19 protein-coding genes are annotated in these 20009 nt (G+C 44.2%); 8 read left to right on the top strand and 11 right to left on the bottom strand.

Going from position 1 to position 20009, the window contains the following annotated elements; all coding sequences use genetic code 11:
• Positions 1-85 precede the first annotated feature (85 nt).
• The 5 genes from HF888_RS10820 to rluB all read left to right on the top strand — a co-directional run bounded on the left by HF888_RS10820 (position 86) and on the right by rluB (position 5123).
• The gene (locus tag HF888_RS10820) at positions 86-709 is read left to right on the top strand and encodes an L-threonylcarbamoyladenylate synthase (protein ID WP_007017343.1); all 624 of its coding nucleotides are present in this window, start codon (positions 86-88) and stop codon (positions 707-709) included.
• Positions 710-816: 107 nt separating this feature from the next.
• Positions 817-2031 (top strand): tryptophan--tRNA ligase, encoded by a 1215-nt coding sequence (locus HF888_RS10815; protein ID WP_083771891.1) that lies wholly within the window; start codon positions 817-819, stop codon positions 2029-2031.
• 8 nt (positions 2032-2039) lie between these two features.
• The gene (locus HF888_RS10810; RefSeq protein ID WP_007017341.1) at positions 2040-2927 is read left to right on the top strand and encodes a segregation and condensation protein A; all 888 of its coding nucleotides are present in this window, start codon (positions 2040-2042) and stop codon (positions 2925-2927) included.
• Positions 2924-4162 carry an SMC-Scp complex subunit ScpB gene (gene scpB, locus HF888_RS10805; RefSeq protein ID WP_007017340.1) on the top strand — a complete coding sequence of 413 codons (1239 nt, stop codon included), beginning with the start codon at positions 2924-2926 and terminating at the stop codon, positions 4160-4162. The genes HF888_RS10810 and scpB overlap by 4 nt, the downstream gene beginning before the upstream one ends.
• 88 nt (positions 4163-4250) lie before the next feature.
• Complete coding sequence (gene rluB, locus HF888_RS10800; RefSeq protein ID WP_007017339.1) at positions 4251-5123, top strand: 23S rRNA pseudouridine(2605) synthase RluB; 873 nt, start codon at positions 4251-4253, stop codon at positions 5121-5123.
• A gap of 62 nt (positions 5124-5185) precedes the next feature.
• Here the strand turns inward: rluB and HF888_RS10795 are convergent, their stop codons facing one another.
• Both HF888_RS10795 and HF888_RS10790 read right to left on the bottom strand, forming a co-directional pair.
• Complete coding sequence (locus HF888_RS10795; protein WP_007017338.1) at positions 5186-5407, bottom strand: hypothetical protein; 222 nt, start codon at positions 5405-5407, stop codon at positions 5186-5188.
• Between the two features lie 271 nt (positions 5408-5678).
• The gene (locus tag HF888_RS10790; protein ID WP_007017337.1) at positions 5679-6479 is read right to left on the bottom strand and encodes a thioesterase family protein; all 801 of its coding nucleotides are present in this window, start codon (positions 6477-6479) and stop codon (positions 5679-5681) included.
• Positions 6480-6621: 142 nt separating this feature from the next.
• On the opposite strand from HF888_RS10790, the gene HF888_RS10785 reads away from it, so the two are divergent.
• A complete protein-coding gene (locus HF888_RS10785; RefSeq protein WP_007017336.1) occupies positions 6622-6999 on the top strand; it encodes an MAPEG family protein in 378 nt (125 codons plus the stop codon).
• 35 nt (positions 7000-7034) lie between these two features.
• Here HF888_RS10785 and HF888_RS10780 read toward each other — a convergent pair whose 3' ends face one another.
• The 9 genes from HF888_RS10780 to HF888_RS10740 all read right to left on the bottom strand — a co-directional run bounded on the left by HF888_RS10780 (position 7035) and on the right by HF888_RS10740 (position 16680).
• Complete coding sequence (locus HF888_RS10780) at positions 7035-7709, bottom strand: sensor histidine kinase (RefSeq protein ID WP_007017335.1); 675 nt, start codon at positions 7707-7709, stop codon at positions 7035-7037.
• On the bottom strand, positions 7709-9355 hold the full coding sequence (locus HF888_RS10775; RefSeq protein ID WP_007017334.1) for a tetratricopeptide repeat-containing response regulator: 1647 nt from the start codon (positions 9353-9355) through the stop codon (positions 7709-7711). Before HF888_RS10775 ends, HF888_RS10780 begins: the two co-directional genes overlap by 1 nt.
• Positions 9356-9431: 76 nt before the next feature.
• The gene (locus tag HF888_RS10770) at positions 9432-10070 is read right to left on the bottom strand and encodes an alpha-ketoglutarate-dependent dioxygenase AlkB (RefSeq protein ID WP_007017333.1); all 639 of its coding nucleotides are present in this window, start codon (positions 10068-10070) and stop codon (positions 9432-9434) included.
• Complete coding sequence (gene hisA, locus HF888_RS10765) at positions 10051-10824, bottom strand: phosphoribosylformimino-5-aminoimidazole carboxamide ribotide isomerase (protein WP_007017332.1); 774 nt, start codon at positions 10822-10824, stop codon at positions 10051-10053. Before hisA ends, HF888_RS10770 begins: the two co-directional genes overlap by 20 nt.
• A gap of 153 nt (positions 10825-10977) precedes the next feature.
• Positions 10978-11799: an ABC transporter permease subunit gene (locus HF888_RS10760; RefSeq protein ID WP_007017331.1), complete on the bottom strand. Its 822-nt coding sequence runs from the start codon at positions 11797-11799 to the stop codon at positions 10978-10980.
• The gene (locus tag HF888_RS10755) at positions 11796-12692 is read right to left on the bottom strand and encodes an ABC transporter permease subunit (protein WP_007017330.1); all 897 of its coding nucleotides are present in this window, start codon (positions 12690-12692) and stop codon (positions 11796-11798) included. The genes HF888_RS10760 and HF888_RS10755 overlap by 4 nt, the downstream gene beginning before the upstream one ends.
• On the bottom strand, positions 12689-13849 hold the full coding sequence (gene potA, locus HF888_RS10750; protein ID WP_007017329.1) for a polyamine ABC transporter ATP-binding protein: 1161 nt from the start codon (positions 13847-13849) through the stop codon (positions 12689-12691). The genes HF888_RS10755 and potA overlap by 4 nt, the downstream gene beginning before the upstream one ends.
• Before the next feature lie 122 nt (positions 13850-13971).
• Complete coding sequence (locus HF888_RS10745; RefSeq protein WP_007017328.1) at positions 13972-15057, bottom strand: polyamine ABC transporter substrate-binding protein; 1086 nt, start codon at positions 15055-15057, stop codon at positions 13972-13974.
• A 270-nt stretch (positions 15058-15327) separates the two neighbouring features.
• Positions 15328-16680 (bottom strand): glutamine synthetase family protein, encoded by a 1353-nt coding sequence (locus tag HF888_RS10740; RefSeq protein ID WP_007017327.1) that lies wholly within the window; start codon positions 16678-16680, stop codon positions 15328-15330.
• Between the two features lie 346 nt (positions 16681-17026).
• Between HF888_RS10740 and HF888_RS10735 the strand changes: the two genes are divergently transcribed.
• Positions 17027-18478 carry an NAD-dependent succinate-semialdehyde dehydrogenase gene (locus HF888_RS10735; RefSeq protein WP_007017326.1) on the top strand — a complete coding sequence of 484 codons (1452 nt, stop codon included), beginning with the start codon at positions 17027-17029 and terminating at the stop codon, positions 18476-18478.
• Positions 18479-18552: 74 nt separating this feature from the next.
• Positions 18553-19917 (top strand): glutamine synthetase family protein, encoded by a 1365-nt coding sequence (locus tag HF888_RS10730; protein WP_007017325.1) that lies wholly within the window; start codon positions 18553-18555, stop codon positions 19915-19917.
• Positions 19918-20009: the final 92 nt, after the last annotated feature.

The following is a 20009-nucleotide window of genomic DNA, read 5'->3' as shown; positions in this document are numbered from 1 at the left end:
AGCCAGCGGCTGCTACACTTAACAGTGTTCAGTAGCGACTGCATTCACGCTGAACACAATGAAAGATATAAGTAAAGGACGCTAAATGAGTCAGTTTTTTCAGATTCACCCCGAAACGCCTCAACCGCGTCTGGTAAAGCAGGCGGCGGATATCTTAAAGCAAGGTGGTCTTGCGGTTATTCCGACCGATTGTGCTTATGCCTTAGCATGCCACATTCAAGACAAGCAGGCATTGGAGCGCGTGAAGCGCATTCGTAAATTGGATGACAAGCACAACTTCACCCTAATGTGCCGAGACCTCACTGAAATCAGCACCTATGCCAAAGTGGACAATACTGCGTACCGACTACTAAAAAACCATACCCCCGGGGCTTTTACTTTTATTTTGGATGGCACTCGCGAGGTGCCACGTCGGTTGATGCACCCGAAGCGTAAGCAAATCGGCATTCGAGTCCCAGACAACGCTATTGCTTGTGCCATTATGGAAGAATTAGGCGAACCACTAATGACCACCTCTCTGATTATGCCGGGGGACACAATGCCTTTGTCCGACCCTTATGATATTCGCCAAATGCTTGAGCATGCGGTGGATTTAGTGGTTGATGGCGGATACTGTGGCTTTGAGGCCACTACTGTCGTTGATATGACAGGGGATGAATACAGCATTACCCGTCAGGGGGTTGGCCAGCTGCCTGAGCTTGAGGTCTAGACCTACCTTCAGCAGGAAGAACAAGCACTATGTTTTTCCTGCCAATTCTTGGTAAACTCACCGCTTTGTCATTTTACAAACTTTCATAAGCTGTATTAGGAGAGAGCGTGAGCTCGGTAGACTCTTCCCAGCGCGTGCTATCAGGCATGCGCCCCACAGGTAAACTACATTTAGGCCACTATCATGGTGTGCTCAAAAATTGGGTTAAATTGCAGCACGAATATGAGTGCTTCTTCTTTGTTGCCGACTGGCATGCTTTGACCACCACCTATGACGATCCATCTGTCATCGAGCAAAGCGTGTGGGATATGGTTATCGACTGGCTAGCGGCAGGGGTGAACCCAGGTAGCGCCACGTTGTTTTTGCAAAGCAAAGTCCCAGAACATGCTGAGCTGCACCTATTATTATCGATGATCACGCCGCTTGGTTGGTTAGAGCGTGTCCCCACCTATAAAGATCAGCAAGAGAAGCTAAAAGATAAAGATTTAGCCACCTATGGTTTCTTAGGTTACCCGCTACTGCAAAGTGCAGACATTCTATTGTATCGAGCGGGTCACGTACCTGTAGGTGCTGACCAAGTATCTCATGTTGAAATTACCCGTGAGATTGCCCGTCGTTTTAACTACAAATTTGGTCGAGAGCCAGGCTTTGAAGAAAACGCGCAGGCAGCGGTTAAGAAAATGGGCAAAAAAGCGGCTAAGTTGTATACCAACTTGCGTAAACGCTACACAGAAGAAGGTGATGGCGAAGCATTGGCGACTGCTCAAGCGCTTTTGAAAGAGCAGCAAAATATTACACTAGGGGATAAAGAACGCTTGATGGGTTATTTAGAAGGCGGCGGTAAAGTCATCCTGCCTGAGCCTCAAGCGCTGCTTACACCAGAATCGAAAATGCCAGGTTTGGATGGCCAAAAAATGTCCAAGTCCTATGGCAATACCATCAGTTTGCGTGAGCATCCAGATGACGTAGAGAAAAAGATTCGCACCATGCGTACCGACCCAGCTCGTGTGCGTCGTGATGATCCAGGTGAGCCTGAAAACTGTCCGGTTTGGCAGTTGCACGAGGTTTACAGTAATGATGAAGTGAAAGACTGGGTACAAAAAGGGTGCCGTAATGCGGGCATTGGTTGTATCGAGTGTAAAGGCCCTGTTACTGACGCCATCAAGGCGGAACTGATTCCAATTCAAGAGCGAGCAGAGCACTTCGAAAACAATCCTGATTTGGTGAAAACCGTGATTCAGGAAGGTAGCGAAAAAGCCCGTGATGCGGCTCGCGATACCATGGAAGACGTTCGTCATGTAATGGGCTTGTCTTACCGCTAAGGGTCAATATGGCAGAGCAAGCTGAGAATAATAATAAGCAAACTGAGGCCGAATCTACACAAGACGCGCAAGCGAATGTAGAAGAAGCTCAACAGGAGCAGGCTGAACATAAAGGCCAGCAAGAAATGCCGTTTGCTTTGATTCATGGTGAAGCCATGACTCAGCTGCCGCTTGATTTGTATATTCCACCGGATGCTCTGGAAGTGATTCTGGAGCAATTCGAAGGACCTCTCGATTTACTCCTTTATTTGATTCGAAAACAAAATCTCGATGTACTTGAGATTGATGTGTTTGAAATCACCAAGCAATACATGCAGTACGTCGAACTAATGAAAGTGATACAGCTTGAGTTGGCTGCAGAATATTTGGTCATGGCCGCCATGCTCGCGGAAATTAAAAGTCGTATTCTTTTACCAAGACCAAAAGAAGTAGAAGAAGAGGAAGAAGATCCAAGGGCAGAGTTGATTCGTCGTTTACAAGACTATGAGCGCTTTAAGCAAGCGGCGGAAGACTTAGATGAGCTGCCGAGAATGGGTCGTGATACTTACGAAGTTGAAATCAAACCGCCTGAATACAACGCACAAAAAGCGCACCCTGACGTAGACTTTAATGAATTGATGTTGGCATTCAGTGATGTATTACACCGCGCCAATATGTACACAGAACACGAAGTGGCAAAAGAAAAACTGTCTACTCGTGAGCGAATGAGTCAGATTCTTAATCAACTAAATCAAGGTGACTTTGTTCCGTTTACTCGGTTATTTACCGTGGAAGAGGGCAAAGCGGGTGTGGTCGTAACCTTCTTGGCAACGCTGGAATTAATAAAAGAACAACTAATTGAATTGGTGCAAAACGAAACCTTTGGTCCAATTCATGTGAAGGCAAAATCCTCATGATCAATGACGCATTATTAGAACAAATTGTAGAAGCAGCATTGATGGCTTCCGGTCAGACGTTAAGTGTCGACCGTATGCAAACCCTGTTTGAAGAACACGAAGCACCAAGCAAACAACGCTTGGAAATTATCGTGCAACGCATTTATGAGAAATGCGAACATAAAGGGTATGAGTTAAAAAAGGTTGCGACGGGTTATCGCTTTCAAGTGAAGCAAGATCTGTCCAATTGGGTTAGCCGCTTGTGGGAAGAAAAACCTCAGCGCTACAGTCGCGCCCTGTTAGAAACCCTGTCTATTATTGCCTATCGTCAACCGGTGACACGTGGTGAGATCGAAGACGTTCGTGGTGTCGCGGTTAGCTCTCATATTACCAAAACCCTGCAAGAACGTGAGTGGATTCAAGTAGTAGGACATCGTGATGTGCCAGGTCGCCCAGCCATGTACGCAACCACCAAAATGTTCTTGGATTATTTCAATTTAGAGTCCCTCGACCAGTTGCCGACGCTTGAAGAGATTCAAGAAATCGCTGATGCGAATCATGCTCTGGAGTTTGAAGACAAGCAAACTGAAGAAGGTAACTATGACTTTAGTTATCAGCAAGAAGAACAAGAAGACAGCGAAAACTTGAAGAGCGCCCAAGAAGACTTGGCCGCAGCGGAAGCCCTAGTAGAGAGCGTTGAAAACTCTGTCTTTAAGCAGCCAGAAGAAGAGGAAGAAAACCATAGCGTTGAAGAAACCGATTCTTTACAAGATGGTGAAAACCTTTTAGCGGCGTTGGAAGATGCTTCTGAAGCAGAACGAAGCAGCAACGAGGATGACGAAGCGGATGTATCCTTGGATGAAATGGATGATGAAGCCATGGCCGAAGCAACCATTGCACGTATGCTGGCCGAGCAAGAAGCCTTGATCAACAGTGAAGAAAAGAAGCTTGAAGAAAAAGACATAGAAGAATATGTATCTAAACCTGTGACCATCGAAGAGTCATGGCGTGAGCAAGATACGGGCAACGAATCAACCCATCAAGCCTATCAGGCAGGACCATCGGTGTTTGGCGAAAGCTCGAGCGCTGATGAAGATGAAGAAGCACTGCTGGCGGCTCGTGAAGAAGAAATGATGGCACAGCTAGAGGCTGAGCAAGAAGCCTTGATGCAAGAGCAGGAAGAGGAACAAACGCAAGAGTCCTCTGCTAGCGGTTCGAAGAGTCTTTCTGATCTTGCTAATAAACTAGATGATTAACCTTTCTGAATGATAGCAGGTGGCGTAAACCGCCTGCTATCGACTACAATGAAACATTCCCCCATAAAATCCAAGAGAGATTCCCACCGTGAGTGAGAAGTTACAAAAAATATTGGCCCAAGCTGGTTTGGGCTCCCGTCGTGAGATGGAACGTTGGATTGAGCAAGGCCGCGTTGAGCTCAATGGTAGTCCAGCCAAGCTCGGTGAGCGTGCCGAAGCAAAAGACCAGATCAAAGTGGATGGCAAAGTGATTGAACATGGTCAACGCAAAGCCAGACGCGTGTTAGCTTATAACAAGCCTGAAGGTGAGGTGTGTACACGTCACGATCCCGAAGGCCGTCCCACGGTTTTTGATCGTTTGCCTAAGTTGCATGGTGAGCGCTGGATTGCTGTAGGTCGACTCGATATCAATACTAGCGGTTTGTTGCTATTTACCACAGATGGCGAATTAGCCAACAAACTCATGCACCCGTCTACCAATACCGTTGACCGTGAGTATGCCGTGCGCGTGGCCGGTGAAGTCACAGATGAAGCGGTAAAAGCCATGACTGAAGGTGTCTTGCTTGAGGATGGCATGGCTAAATTTACCGATGTTCAGTATTTCGATGGTGATGGTTTTAACCAGTGGTATCACGTCTGTATTATGGAAGGTCGCAATCGAGAAGTGCGTCGCCTATGGGAAAGCCAAGGTTTTAAAGTATCCCGTTTGAAACGTGTGCGCTATGGCTGTGTTTTCTTACCCAAGAGAGTCAGTGCAGGCAAGTGGACGGAATTGAATCAAGCGGATACAGATGAATTATCGGCATTGGTGGATTTACCTTCCAAGCCAGTAGCGAAACTGGACCCGCAAGAAATGAAACGCTATGAACGTGAATTTCGCCGTCAGCGTACTCGTCAAAAGGCGGGAGATCAGCCTAACAAACCCAAAGGCCCCAGCCGCAACGCTCGCATAGATTCTTAAAACTCCTCCTGAAATTCGAAGACGTGAGCATCTAACAAGGAACGTTGGATGTGTACTCTGGTCTATGGCTCCAAGAACGCAAAGCTTAAAAACACCAAGAAGCTGCTGAATAGCAGAATAAAAGCAGGATGAGCGATGATCAACATGATGATACCGCTTAAGATCCATGTATTTTTTATCCACTCGATGCGTTGGGCATAGGCTTTACTTTGGCTCCATTTAAATGCTTCAGTTTCTTGGCTGATACCCAAAAACCGAATGAGGCGCTGTATAAGGCGATTCATGATTAGCCCTCAATGATTCACATTCACTTAGAGCTTAATTCAAAAACCTCTACTTCACAGGCAAGATAGAAAATTGATCTTGCAGTTCAAGCCTATATACATCGAAAGTATAAAAACACTCATGATTGCACTTTTAATGTGCACCTTAATTTTTTTAAAAAATGATTGCAGATATATGATCAGATTTGGTGCGCTAAACTGATGAAATTCCGTCTAGCCAGCAGCAATTTGACGGCATGGATTGATTTCCGCCAAATTGCTCGATAGATCACTAGCGCTTGTCGTAAACCGCGACCAGCTGGCGGCTAAAGGCGATAAGTTCACCATTGGGATGAAAGATCTTAGCTTCCGTGTGGGCATAGCCGAGATCCGCTTGCTTCACTTCGCACTCGTAATAAAGGCTATCATCTTGCGCTAGCTCTGTACGTGGCTGAATAAATTCGATATTCCAAGTAACGCTACTACCTGGTGCTGGACCTTTTAGCATAGGGAAAACAGCCGGTGGCCATGCATCGATCAAGGCTACAACGGAGGCATCATTAAACTCTGAGTGCGGATCATTAAAGTTCATGTAGCCAGTGATGATACCCTGATCAGCACCAGAGAACGGAAGTGCCTTGCTGGTGAAGCGCAAGTCCAGATGCTGAATAAAATCAGGCACGACCCCTTTTATAAATGGCATTTTCTGGGCTTGCTCTCGACTTTTGCTGGGGGTAAGAATTTCGGCTTGATGTCGAATATCGGAATCTCTGTTTTTAGCAAAGCAGGCCATAACCAGAGTTTTACATTGATTGCCTTGAAGCAAGCGGGCTTGTACTTGAATGACTGATCGACCCTCGCTAATGGTTTCATAGCTTAGCTGGCAAGGCTCATCGGCTGTAATGGCACCCGAGAAGTGAACGTTTAATGTTCGCAATTCCTTATCAGTTAAGCCTGTTTGCTGTTCTATGTGTACAAGCAATAGAGCAGCGCTTAGTCCGCCAAATACACTGCGACCTTGAGCCCAAGTAGGATCAATTGAAAATGGCTCTGAACCTGCGGCAAGTTCAAAATACTGAGAGAGGTTTTTCATAAATAATTTAGCTCGAGTAATCTAAAACTTAAACTTGTGAGTAAAACTTGATATATATAAGCACAAGTGTGTATTTATGGCTTCTATTTGCTATAGAACGCACTGTTGAATCAAGACAATAATAATATTTAGGGGTTTCATTATGACGTTAGCCTATTGGTGTGTCTTCATTGCCATTTTATTACCACTGGTTTTTACTGCATCTGCAAAATTCTCGGGACGCTTTACACCCAAAGATAATCTCAATCCTCGTGAATATCTTGAGGGACTTTCAGGTTTTCGTAAGCGTGCTCATTGGGCGCAATTAAACACGTTTGAATCGATACCAGGCTTTATGGCTGCAGTCATTATTGCCCACCAAATGGGTGGCGATCAAACTATGATCGATGGGTTGGCAATAGCTTATATCTTATTGCGATTAGCCTACGGTTTTTTGTATATGGCCAATATTGGGTTATTAAGAACATTGGTGTGGGGCGCAGCATTGGCTTGCACTTTGGGTCTGTTTTTCACTGCCTAAGGTTTACTCACATGCGTCCCTAGTGATTAGGGACGTCATGGTATATAAATAGAAAACAGACCTCCACCCAATTCACCGCCATTGCTTAACTCGATATAGCCGGTTTGTTCTTTTCTACGATGTAGCTTCGCAACACAGCTTGCAAAATATAACCCGAGGCTTGTACTTCCGTTTCTGAAGTTTATACCCTTAGGCTCGTAGGGCTTCATAAGCATGTTGTCAGGATAACCTAAACCATCGTCGTTCACTTGAATACATAGCATGTCGTTTGTGATTTCGGCTTTTACGAGAATTTTGGTTTTTGTATAGCGTACGGTGTTAACGATAATGTTATTGATCACGCTTGCGACTAGATTGTAATCACAGTACCAAATTTCATCTTCGTCACAGTTTAACTCAAATGTGTGACCATATTTTTCAATGAGTACTTGATTGCGCAAATGTACTTCATGTAACAGCTCCCATACCTCCATTTCATCGATGATTAACGGCAGGCTGTTATCTTCATAGCGATAAACACCGAGTAAGTGCATTAAGTCGTTATTTAAACGACTTGCTTCATAACGTAAATTTGCCAATTGCTTTTCGTTGCTGTCTGCTAGTGCTTGGTTATCTTGAATTTCATCGATGCTATTTAATATCATGATGATAGAGTTTTTCATGTCGTGAATACAGGAAGCCAATAGCATATCTAAATTATTATCGGACATTAGCTCGTCTCCTTTTGGCCATGCTTCTGTAACATCTCTAGCGTGTTTTTGAATTGTTGATAGCGTTTAAACTGCTTGTCGCCTCCTTCAATATGGTCAACAAATTCAATGTGCTGCTTGCACAAAGCAATTTTTTCAGGAGCCGGGCCAGACTTTTTCATATCAAATAACAAAGCTTGAATAATATTCAGACGAATACCAACGTGTTTAGGGAAGAACTGAACCGCTTCAGAGAAACTATCAAGAGCTGCTTGATATTCTCCTCGTTCGAACAAATTGATGCCTTCTTTATTTATTTTAACCACAGCTTCTCGGCCTTGAGCGGTGACAGGTTCATCAACTAATTTATCTAAGCGCTGGCTGATGGCTTTATCATGTTTATATTCTTGAGCGAGCTGTTTGAGTAGAGCAAAGCCTTTATCTTTATGGCCTGTTTGTAAATAGCTTTTTGCTAATTCTAATTGGCTTCTTAAAGTATGTGTCCCGTGTCTGTCTATACGACTCTCAGCTGACTCCAATGCTCGTTGTGCATTTGCATCGTCACCGCTACTGGCATAAGCACGAGATTCGATGAGTTTCGCTTGAATTTTTATGTCTTGATTAGCGTATTTCTTTTGTGTTGCCTGCGACGTATTTAACGCTTCTTTCGCGTAGGCTTTTTTAAGCTCTCGTTCCTTAGTATGCAATGCGGCTTCTGAAAGGCTGTCAGCCAAATCTAGTTCATTTTCTGCATTTTCGTGAATACTGTGCTCAGCTAATCGGACAACACTGCGAGATGCTTTTGCCGCCGTATCATAATCGTTATTCATACGGCTGATTTCTGCTAGCAGCTTTTGGCGTTTAACGGATCGCGAACTGATCGTCGTAGAACGCTCCAGAAGGGACTGAGCACCTTTGGTATTCCCCATACTTACTAAACATTGGGCTGCGCCTTCATAGGCCTCGAGGCTTGCAGGATTCTCGCTGTAGCATTCTTCATATAAATTGAGTGCTTGCTTAAATTTCTTTATAGCTAAATATACGTCTGCCAGTCCCATGCGAGCCCAAAAGAGTGGACGTTCCTCAACGATGGCTTGGTAATGCTGCTCTGCCTCATCGAAACGTTCTTGATTTAGAAGAATCTCTCCTTTGGTCTTTAAACACCAATTCTTGTTGCGACTCTTGTTTGTAATTTCTTGCTCACACAGCATAAGAGCTTGATCGAAGTCTTCTTGGTCTAGAGCGGTATAAATAGGTTTCAAATTGTCTTTTTGCTTGATGCATTTGAGTAGACGAGATTGAATTTCCCCAGGAGAGATGGGTTTATTCATGTAGGCATCCGGTTTGTATTCTAAGGTGCCCACGACAGCATCACGACTGGAATCGGCCGTTACCATGATGAATATACAGCTGTGCTTCAGTATATCTTTGTGACGTAGCTCTTCGAGCATTTGCAAGCCATTTGGTCCCTTGCCTAGGTCGAGATCCGAAAAGATAACGTCATACTCATGTTCTTCGCAAAACCGAATAGCTTGGCTGCCACTGGTCGCGGTATCAATATCCTTGACATTGAGACCATGGAGCATGCGTTTCAGTATTTTTTGAAAGCTTTCGAAATCGTCGACGATGAGGAATTTCTTGTCGCGATAATCGTTTTCTACCGCCATGTACAGTCACCCTTAATCCATGTTTAAAGTGTAGGTGACAATTCGAGTCAATCAATTATCTGTAGCACACAGCAGTTTAGGGCTGGCTACGCCTAAGGGTCAGATTATATCGTTGTTGCAGCTCAGGCTGATTAGGATTGGCCTTAACCGTATTAACGCCATGGTAGTATAAGCGCGCCTGGCCGCTGAGTATGAAAACGTCACCATCGGAAACTGAATAATATGTGGCTTTTCCTTGGCGTTTTGGACCGACCACCTGAAAAATGGCAGGCAGGCCAAGTGATACGCTAATGATGGGATAGTCGAAGTTGGCTTCATCCTTGTCTTGATGCCTTCCCATGCTCGTGCCTATGTCATAGCGGTTAATAAGGCATGCGTCTGGGCTGTACTTAGGAAGATTGAGGTGAGCAATGACATCGTCAGAGATAGTACGAATAGTGTCTGGCATAGCTGGCCAAGATTGGCCAGACTCTGGGTCATTACGACTGTATCCATAACCGGATGGCTGGGCAATCCATCCATATTCTCCGCAGTTCGTCGTCGCCACTTTCATATGATGGCCCATAGGGGTCATCATATGACGAAAGGGTGCTTGTTTGGCCACCTCGTGAATCGCTGCCATAGTTGCTTCTGTATTCACTAAGTTGCGAATTTGAAACAGCCCTTGACCGTGATCTAAAATCTCGACTTCATTGCTAGCGAACAGATCGCTCATAATTCTGGTTCCACTGGATACATTCATCAAGCGTGACACCCTTGCCACCGAAGATATCCAAAGCACTTCCGATCGTCAGATCCACTTTGCCATTGGATAACTCACTTACTCGATGTAAATCGGCCAAGGAGCGAGCGCCACCTGCATAGGTCATCGGCGCATAGGCGTGTTTACCAAGCAGAGTAACTAACTCTTCGTCGATACCCCCCTGTAGACCTTCTACATCAGCAGCATGAATTAAAAATTCAGCACAGTGTTCGGCAAGAGACTTGAGGTTTTCTGCTGTGATGGCGGTACGGGTGACCGTTTGCCAGCGGTTGGTAGCGATGTGCCAGCCATCTTTGGTACGACGACAGCTTAGATCGAGCACTAATTTATTTTTACCCGTTTCTTTTTTGATGGCTTCTAGGCGTTCAAAACTAAATTCGTCGTTTTCAAATAGGGCAGATGTGACGATGACGTGACTAGCCCCCGCATTGAGATAATCGGATGCGTTCTCTCTGTTTACACCGCCGCCAAATTGCAAACCATTGGGCCACGCCTTAAGTGCCTTTAGAGCGGCCTCTTGATTACCTGGGCCAAGTGCGATCACGTGACCACCGGTCAGATTCTTTTCTTTGTAAAGGTCTGCGTAATAGGCGCTATCGTATGGGCTCACATAATTGGTCTTTGCGCCTTCATCATTAAGGCTGCCACCCACGATTTGTTTTACTTGACCTTGATGTAGGTCGATACAGGGACGAAATACAGTCACATCTTCACCGCTTACTAAAAACTGTGCAGATTATAGCGGTTTAGGCTGGGATACCCAATAAATTGGTTTTGGGAAGGTGCTGAGGTTTGGGAAAAGACACCTCGATCACTCATTGGCTGATGAATAAACGAGTGAACGAGATGTCTTAAAAGATTAAACGGGCTTGTATTTTTCGTTTTGTTTACGAATGAAATACCAACTGATGAGCGCTACAAATGAAACGGCTAATATAATTAGCGTAGCCAATGCGTTGATCTTCGGCGTAATGCCGAGACGAACTGAGCTAAACACCTCAATCGGTAGGGTTGTTGCACCTGGACCGGTTACAAAACTGGCTATTACCACATCGTCTAGCGAGAGTGTAAACGAGAGCAACCAAGCTGACGCAATGGCGGGTGCAATCACAGGCATGGTGATTTTCACAAATGCCTCCAGTTGATTGGCCCCTAAATCCAGAGCTGCTTCCTCAATGCTATGATCCATTTCCAATAAGCGTGAACTGATTACTACTGTGGAATAGGCCAAACAAAAGGTAGTATGAGCAATCCATATGGTAAGCATGCCTCGTTCGGCTGGCCAACCGATTAATTGACCCATGGCTACGAATAAAAGCAGCATCGATAAACCAATGATGACATCGGGCATTACCAAAGGCGCAGTAATCGTGCCGGTAAAAAATGTTCGTGTCTTAAACTTTTTAATTCTTACCATTACAATTGCGGCGAATATACCCAAAGCCACAGCAGCGGTTGCGCTATAAAAAGCGACCTGTAGCGAACGACCAACAGCGGTCATGATCTGATCATCTTTAAAAAGCTCCACATACCATTTGGTGGAGAAGCCAGCCCAAACGGTCACTAAACGGCTCTCGTTAAATGAATAGATAATCAAAATCACCATGGGTAAGTACAAAAATGCGATACCTATCCAAAAGAATATTTTGCTGAAACTCCAATTGCGAATATCAAGGCTCATGATTGCACCTCCTTATTCTGATAATGGTGGAACAGCGTAATAGGAATAATCAGAATCAAAATCATGACGACCGCTAAGGACGCAGCAACCGGCCAATCGCGGTTATTAAAGAACTCTTCCCACAATACTTTACCGATCATGATGGTATCAGTACCGCCTAATAGTTCAGGAATTACGTACTCACCTACAACAGGGATAAATACCAGCATAGAGCCAGCAACAATGCCGTTAAAAGAGAGCGGTAAGGTGACCTTAAAGAAAGTAGTTACTTTGTTCGCACCTAAATCGGATGCTGCTTCAATCAGTGATTGATCATGCTTAACCAAGTTGGCATACAAAGGCAGAACCATAAACGGTAAATAGCTGTAAACAATACCTACGTATACGGCAAAGTTGGTATTCATCATACGTAATGGTTCATCAATAATGCCCACAAACATGAGTGAGTTGTTAATTAGACCATTATCTTTTAATAGCCCCATCCAAGCGTATACGCGAATCAGAAACGACGTCCAGCTCGGAAGTAATACGAGCAGTAACCAAATTGGTTGCTGATGCTTGGGGGCTCGGGCAATGGCATACCCCATCGGATAACCGATTAATAAGCAAAATACAGTGGACCAAAATGCAATAACGATGGAGTTCCAGTAGGCTTCTGCATATAAAGGATCGTCCAACAACCAAATATAATTGGCAAAATTAATCGAGATACTGAGCTTTTCATCCAACCATTCGAACATAGGGCTATATGGTGGAATCGATAGAATCGATTCTGACACAGATATTTTGCCCACAAATACAAACGGCAGCACAAAGAAAACGAGTAACCAGACATAGGGCGGTAAAATCACCCAAAACTTTCCGGCTGGAATGAGTGACTTGATCTTATTCATACGTTCATCACCATGCCTGAATCGTCTTTCCAATAGACGTAGACCTTTTCATCCCATTTAGGACGCTCATCACGGCGCTTGGTATTGGCCAAAAAGCACTGAATAATTTTGCCAGATTGAACACGCACATAATAAACCGTGTGACCACCTAAATACGCAACATCATCCACTACACCTTTTGCCCAGTTTTTGTCTTGTTTGGGTTTGCTTTTGCTAATGAAGGTCTTTTCAGGACGAATAGCAAATAGCATAGACTTTTCGTCAATGCGTGAACTGACACCGCGTCCAACGTAAATGGTCGCATCTAAATCGGGAGAGCGGAGTTCCATGTGATCTTCTTCATCAGCAATGATTTCAGATTCAAACATATTTACGTTGCCGATAAATTCGGCAACCATTCGATTGGTTGGACTTTCATATACGTCAACTGGCGAACCAATCTGTTGAATAAATCCTTCATCCATAATGGCAATGCGATCAGCCATTGTCATGGCTTCTTCTTGATCATGGGTTACCATAACGCAGGTCACGCCTACGCGTTCCAAAATATCCACGACTTCTAATTGCATTTCAGTGCGTAACTTTTTATCTAGCGCGCCCATCGGCTCATCAAGTAATAGAAGTTTTGGATGTTTCGCAAGTGAGCGAGCAAGTGCGACACGTTGACGTTGACCACCAGATAGTTGATGTGGTTTGCGACGAGCGAACTTTTCCATGTGAACGAGTTTTAGCATCTCTGCGACTCGATCAGCGATTTCGTTTTTGGGAAGTCTGTCTTGTTTTAAACCGAATGCGATATTTTTCTCTACACTCATGTGTGGAAATAAAGCGTAGCTTTGAAACATCATATTAAACGGTCGTTGGTTGGGGGCCATGCCGGTAATATCGTTATTACCTAAGCAAATTTTCCCTGACGTAGGCATCTCAAAACCCGATAGCATACGTAGCAAAGTTGACTTGCCTGAACCTGAAGCACCGAGTAGGGCAAAGATTTCGCCTTTGTAAATATCGAGACTAACGTCGTCTACCGCTAGAGCTTCATCATAATATTTGGTTAGGTTTTTTATAGATAGTAAAACTTCTTGGCTAGATCGACTGGTTCTGCCGTTATGATCCAACTCCGAGTTCTCTTGCAAAGAGTCAACCCCTGTAGGCATAAGTACTGCTCTCCGATTATTGTATGCGTTGTCAGGTATGTTCTTTATATTTTGTGTTTTGAACCTGAATAACAGCAGACTATAGCGGCTTTGGGGCCGCCTAAGTCCACTGTGATTGATCGTTATTTACCAGACTTGATACTGGTCCAAGTACGGGTCATGATGCGATTAATCTTGTTAGGCAGCACTTCAAACGTGAATAGTTTAGTGCCTTCAGGTGGGAAGATACCCGGATCAGATAAGATCTCTTCGTCAATGTGTTGCTTAGCGGCTTGGTTAGGACTGCCATACCAAACATAGTTGGTTAGGTCTGCACCCACTTTTGGGTCAAGGATGTAGTTAATCCATTTATGAGCTTGCTCGACATTTTTGGCGTCTTTCGGAATCGCCATCATGTCAGACCACATAGCTGTTCCTTCTTTAGGGATGTAATACGCTATCTCTACACCATTTTCTGCTTCTTCAGCACGAGCAGCTGCTTGGAAAACGTCACCAGACCACCCAATAGCAACGCATAAGTCGCCGTTAGCCAAATCTGAAATATAACGAGAGCTGTGGAAGTAGCGAATGTTGTCACGGATGCTCAACATTTTTTCTTCAGCTTTGTCGTAATCGCCTTTATTTTTGCTGTTTGGATCCAGACCAAGATAATTAAGAACAAGTGGCAATACTTCGCCAGCACTGTCTAAAACGGAGATACCACATTCTTTGAGTTTAGAGGAATACTTAGGGTCAAAAATAAGATCCCAGCTATCAGTCGGAGCCTTTTCACCTAGAATAGCCTCCACTTTTGCAACGTTGTAGCCGATACCTGTGGTGCCCCACTGATAAGGTACGCCATATTCATTACCTGAATCGTAGTTTTCAAGCGCGGCTAAAAGGTCTTTATCTAGGTTATCCCAGTTAGGGATTTTAGACTTATCTATTTTCTGATAAGCACCAGCTTTTATATGGCGAGCAAGGTAGTCTGAAGTAGGAACCACCACATCGTATCCAGACTGACCAGACAATACTTTGGCTTCTAGAACTTCGTTGGAATCGAAAACGTCATAAGTCACCTTAATACCGGTTTCTTTCGTGAAGTTATCGATCGTGTCCTCTGCAATATAGTCAGACCAGTTATAGATACGTACGGTATCTGCAATGGCCGCACCTGAAACGGAAACTGCAATAGCAGCACCAATCAGGGATTTAGCGATGGTTTTCATATATGACTTCCCCATGTTGTTGGTTGAACTGTTAGTTATCTGGTTCGACTGTTCTTAAGGTGCTCACAGAACACGATGAGTATCTTAAGTTTGATCCATTGGTGCAATAAATCTCTTTGAGATTAATGCAGATTGGTCGAAGAACCAATTCCTTGAAGCAGCAAAATGTGCTGTTGTCCAAAAAAATGTGCAAAACTCAGGGGGCCAATTGTTTTGCACCTAGCGCTTATTGTTTTTATTGGCGGCGCGTTGTTCTTTTTTGTTTCAGGATTAAACCGTGCTCAGCAGGAATTCTCGTTCCCATGAGCTGATCACTCGTTTAAAACCTTCATATTCGGCTTCTCTTGTAGCTATGTATCCATCCACAAAGTTATCACCAAAAATGGCACGAATTTCTTGTGATTCGTCCATTGCTTCAAGAGCCGATTCGATGTTCGTGTGTAGTGCCTCATCTAATTCCTCTTCGGCACGACCGCTAATAGGTTTGCGAGGCTTGATTTGTTTTTCCATGCCCAATAAACCACATACAAGATTGCCGGCCATTGCCAAATACGGATTGGTATCGGACCCAGGTAAACGGTTCTCGACACGACGGGCAGCTGGTGGTGCCTTTGGCACACGTAAACCAACGGTTCTATTCTCTTCACCCCATTCGATATTCATTGGTGCATTGCCTTCACCGCAAGACTGATAGCGACGATAGCTGTTCACATTAGGCGCGAATATAGGCATTAGCTGAGGGATAAACGTTTGCATACCGCCAATGTAGTGATGGAATTCATCGCTGGCAGTACCATCTTTTTTAGAGAAAATATTCTTACCCGTTTTTGCGTCCAAAATAGATTGGTGTATATGCATAGAGCTACCGGGTTCACCAGAAATGGGTTTAGCCATAAAGGTTGCACTGATGTTATGTTTCAATGCCGCCTCGCGTACCGTGCGTTTAAAAATAAAAACTTGATCCGCTAGTTTCAATGGATCACCGTGACGGAAGTTAAACTCTAACTGGGCCATACCTTCTTCATGGATTACTGTGTCAATGTCCAGCCCCATGTCTTCACACCAATCGTAAATATCTTCGATGATAGGATCGAATTCGTTTGCAGCATCAATGCTAAAGGATTGGCGACCACTTTCTTGTCGTCCAGACCGACCGATTGGTGGTTCAAGAGGAAGATCTGGATCCGTACAGCGTTTCGTTAAATAGAACTCTACTTCTGGAGCGACGATCGGTTGTAAGCCTTTCTTTTTATATAGCTCTAATACACGTTTCAAAATAGTACGCGGTGCTAGATCGATGAGGTTGCTCATAGAATCGTAACAATCATGTATGGCTTGTGCGGATGGCTCTATTGCCCAAGGAACAGTAAAAATCGCATCTTCATCAGGCTTTAAAATCATATCGATATCTTTCGGGTCAAGTAACTTGTAGTAGATATCGTCGTCGGGATAGTCGCCAGTAGCCGTTTGCAATAAAACACTTTCAGGAAGGCGAATGCCAGCCTCCTGTATAAATTTATTAGTTGGCATTATTTTGCCGCGGGCAATGCCAGTTTGGTCTGACATTATGCATTCAACTTCAGTGATCTTTTTATCTTTTAACCACTTGGTTATTTTTTCCATGTATCTCATTTGGTATTACATGCATTAATATCACGCTGTACCAAAAGCCTCATTCATGTTTGGTTCGGAATGTTGTCATTCCATTTACTAAGCTTAGATAAATAAAACCGTACTAAGCATTTTTTTCAACAACGGGGTAGGGTCGATTTGTAGCCCTGTTTTGAAATCAGTTGTTTAGTTTATACTACAGTGGTATAAAATATTTCAAACGTTTTTTGTAAAATATTTTACAAAATGATCAAAAAAACATGATTTTTTCACAATCGCACCAGCAGGTGGCGTATTTGGTCTTAACTAATAGTATTGCACCAAATAGTGGCAAAATCAGATCGGTAAGGAGCGATTTATGCCATCCCAACTGCTCAAAACTCAAAGCTATGTAAACGGACAGTGGAAAGATGCGCAAAGCGGCCAAGAATATCAAGTCGTTAATCCGGCCACTGGGGAATTAATCGCAAAAGTGGCGGATTGTGCAGCAGCTGATGCAGAAGTTGCTGTCGAATTGGCCCATGAAGCGTTCTTAAGTTGGCGTAAAACTACAGCGAAAGAGCGTAGCCAAATCATGCGTAAATGGTTTGACCTCATTATGACTAACCAAGACGAACTAGCCGAAATTATGACCATGGAATGTGGCAAGCCTTTGGCGGAATCTAAGGGTGAAGTTGCATATGGAGGTTCTTTTATTGAATGGTTCGGTGAAGAAGCCAAACGTGTATATGGCGATATGATCCCGGCTCCCGCTGGAGATCGCAAAGTTTTAGTAAATAAGCAGCCTGTCGGTGTTTGTTCTGCGATTACACCATGGAATTTTCCATTGGCTATGATCACTCGTAAATGCGCCCCCGCCATCGCAGCAGGCTGCACTATTGTGATTAAACCGGCAGAAGCCACACCGTTAACGGCATTGGCGCTTTGCGAGTTGGCTGAACAAGCCGGTTTACCAAAAGGCGTATTGAATGTTGTGACTGCCAGCTCAGGCAAGGAAGTGGGAGAGGTATTATCAACTCATCCACTGGTGAAGAAGATTTCATTTACGGGCTCAACCCCAGTGGGAAAAATTTTGCTGAAGCAAAGCGCTGATACAGTGAAAAAGTTGTCAATGGAGCTCGGCGGAAATGCACCGTTTATCGTTTTTGATGATGCGGATATCGACGCAGCAATAAAAGGTGCCATGGCAAGCAAATACCGCAATACAGGACAAACTTGTGTGTGTGCTAACCGTTTCATCGTTCAAAGTGGTATCCATGATGAGTTTGTGAAAGCGCTCGCCAAAGCCAGTGATGAATTGAAGCTGGGCAATGGTTTAGATGAGGGCATAACTCAAGGTCCGTTAATCAATAAAGCTGCAATAGATAAAGTTTCTGGCTTGGTCGATGACGCCAAGAAGAAAGGAGCTGACGTCGTAACAGGAGGCGAACCTTTCAGCAGCAAAGGTGGTTACTTCTATAAGCCTACCGTATTGACTGGTATAAAAGATGGTATGGACATTGCGACGGAGGAAATTTTTGGCCCTGTCTGTCCTGTGTTTAAATTTGATAAAGAAGAAGAAGCCATCGCCATAGCCAATGACACACCTTTTGGTTTAGCGGCTTATTTTTACAGCCAGAATCTTTCGCAAATCTGGCGTGTCGCGGACGAGTTAGAGTACGGCATGGTGGGTATTAATGAAGGTATTATCAGCACAGAAGTTGCGCCCTTTGGAGGGGTGAAAGAATCAGGTATGGGGCGTGAAGGTAGCAAGTACGGTATCGATGAGTACATAGAAATGAAATACCTATGCATGGGTGGATTAGCCTAGCGTAAGTGTGGGCTTATTTTGAAAACAACGAATAATATAAAAGAACAAAAGGTAGCCTTCGGGCGAGAAGAATTATGAAATCACGTTCAGTATTGGATAGGTTTTTAAAGCAACATCCTGATGTTGAAACTATTGAATTACTTGTCGCAGATACATCTGGGGTGTTACGTGGTAAGCGAGTGGAAAAAAGCTTACTGACTAAAGTGTTTGAGCAAGGCTTTTATTTACCTGGATCAATCATGTCTTTGGATGCAACTGGCGCCACTGTTGAAGAAGCGGGACTGGGCGCAAAAGTTGGCGATAAAGATCGTTTGTGTAAACCAATACCTGAAACTTTGAGTATTGTGCCTTGGCATGATGCCAGGGATCGAGCTCAGGTCTTATGCACCATGCATGAAGATGATGGTTCTGCGTTTTTTGCCGACCCACGCCAAGTACTAAAGCGCGCAGTAGATAAATTTGAAACCCTGGGCTACACACCAGGTATCGCATTGGAATTAGAATTTTATTTGATCGATCCTGAGCGTGACATTAATGGTCAAATCCAGCCGCCTTTAATTCCCGGGACTAACCGTCGAATGACCTCTTGCCAAGTCTATAGTATCGACGAACTGGACGATTATGACTTTTTTATTCGAGATGTTATAGAAGCTGCTGCGCAACAAGGGATTCCTGCCGATACCGTTATCGCGGAATATGCACCAGGCCAGTTTGAAGTGAATCTAAACTACGGCAACGATATTTTAGCGGCTGCCGATAATGCCATTTTATTGAAGCGCGTGATTCATAGTGTGGCGAAAAAACATGGCATGATGGCATCATTCATGGCAAAGCCTTACATCCAAGAGAGCGGTAACGGGCTGCACATTCATTTGTCCCTGATGGATGAGCAAGGTAACAATATTTTCGCTGATGATGATCCCACGCAAAATCCCTTTATGCGCCATGCGGTGGCGGGTTTATTGGACATGGCAGATGCTACTCAGGCTTTCTTATTTCCTAACATCAATAGTTATCGTCGATTGGATCCCGGCGCCTATGCACCGACCAGTAAAACATGGGGTAATGACAATCGTACGGTAGCCATTCGAATTCCTTCTGGTGGTAAAGATGCGACGCGTTTAGAGCATCGTATTAGTGGAGCTGATGCCAATCCGTATTTGGCTGTTACGTCTATATTAGCCGGTGTTGTGGAGGGTATTACCAATGAACTGACACCCCCAGAGGCTGTAGTAGGAGATGCTTACGAGCAAGACCACGAACATATTAGTGACAACGCACGGGATGCGCTGCGCAATATGGAAGGGGATGCGCGCATCCAAGAGTGGTTCGGAAAGGATTTTGTTCAGGTTTATAGCATTTGCAAATGGCAAGAAATTCGATTGTTTGAACATCAGATAACTGCCAAGGAATATGATTTACTTCTGCCGTACCTTTAGTAGAGGTCAAATCTATATTCAGCTTTCATGGTGAAACGATAACAACAGACTTTTAACTATGTAGTTCAATAAAAAAATCTTAACTTGCGTCT

Source organism: Bermanella marisrubri (assembly GCF_012295615.1).
GTDB classification, from domain to species: Bacteria; Pseudomonadota; Gammaproteobacteria; order Pseudomonadales; family Oceanobacteraceae; genus Bermanella; species Bermanella marisrubri.
The sequence above is the reverse complement of the archived record's forward strand: the minus strand, read 5'-3'. Positions and strand labels throughout refer to the sequence as shown.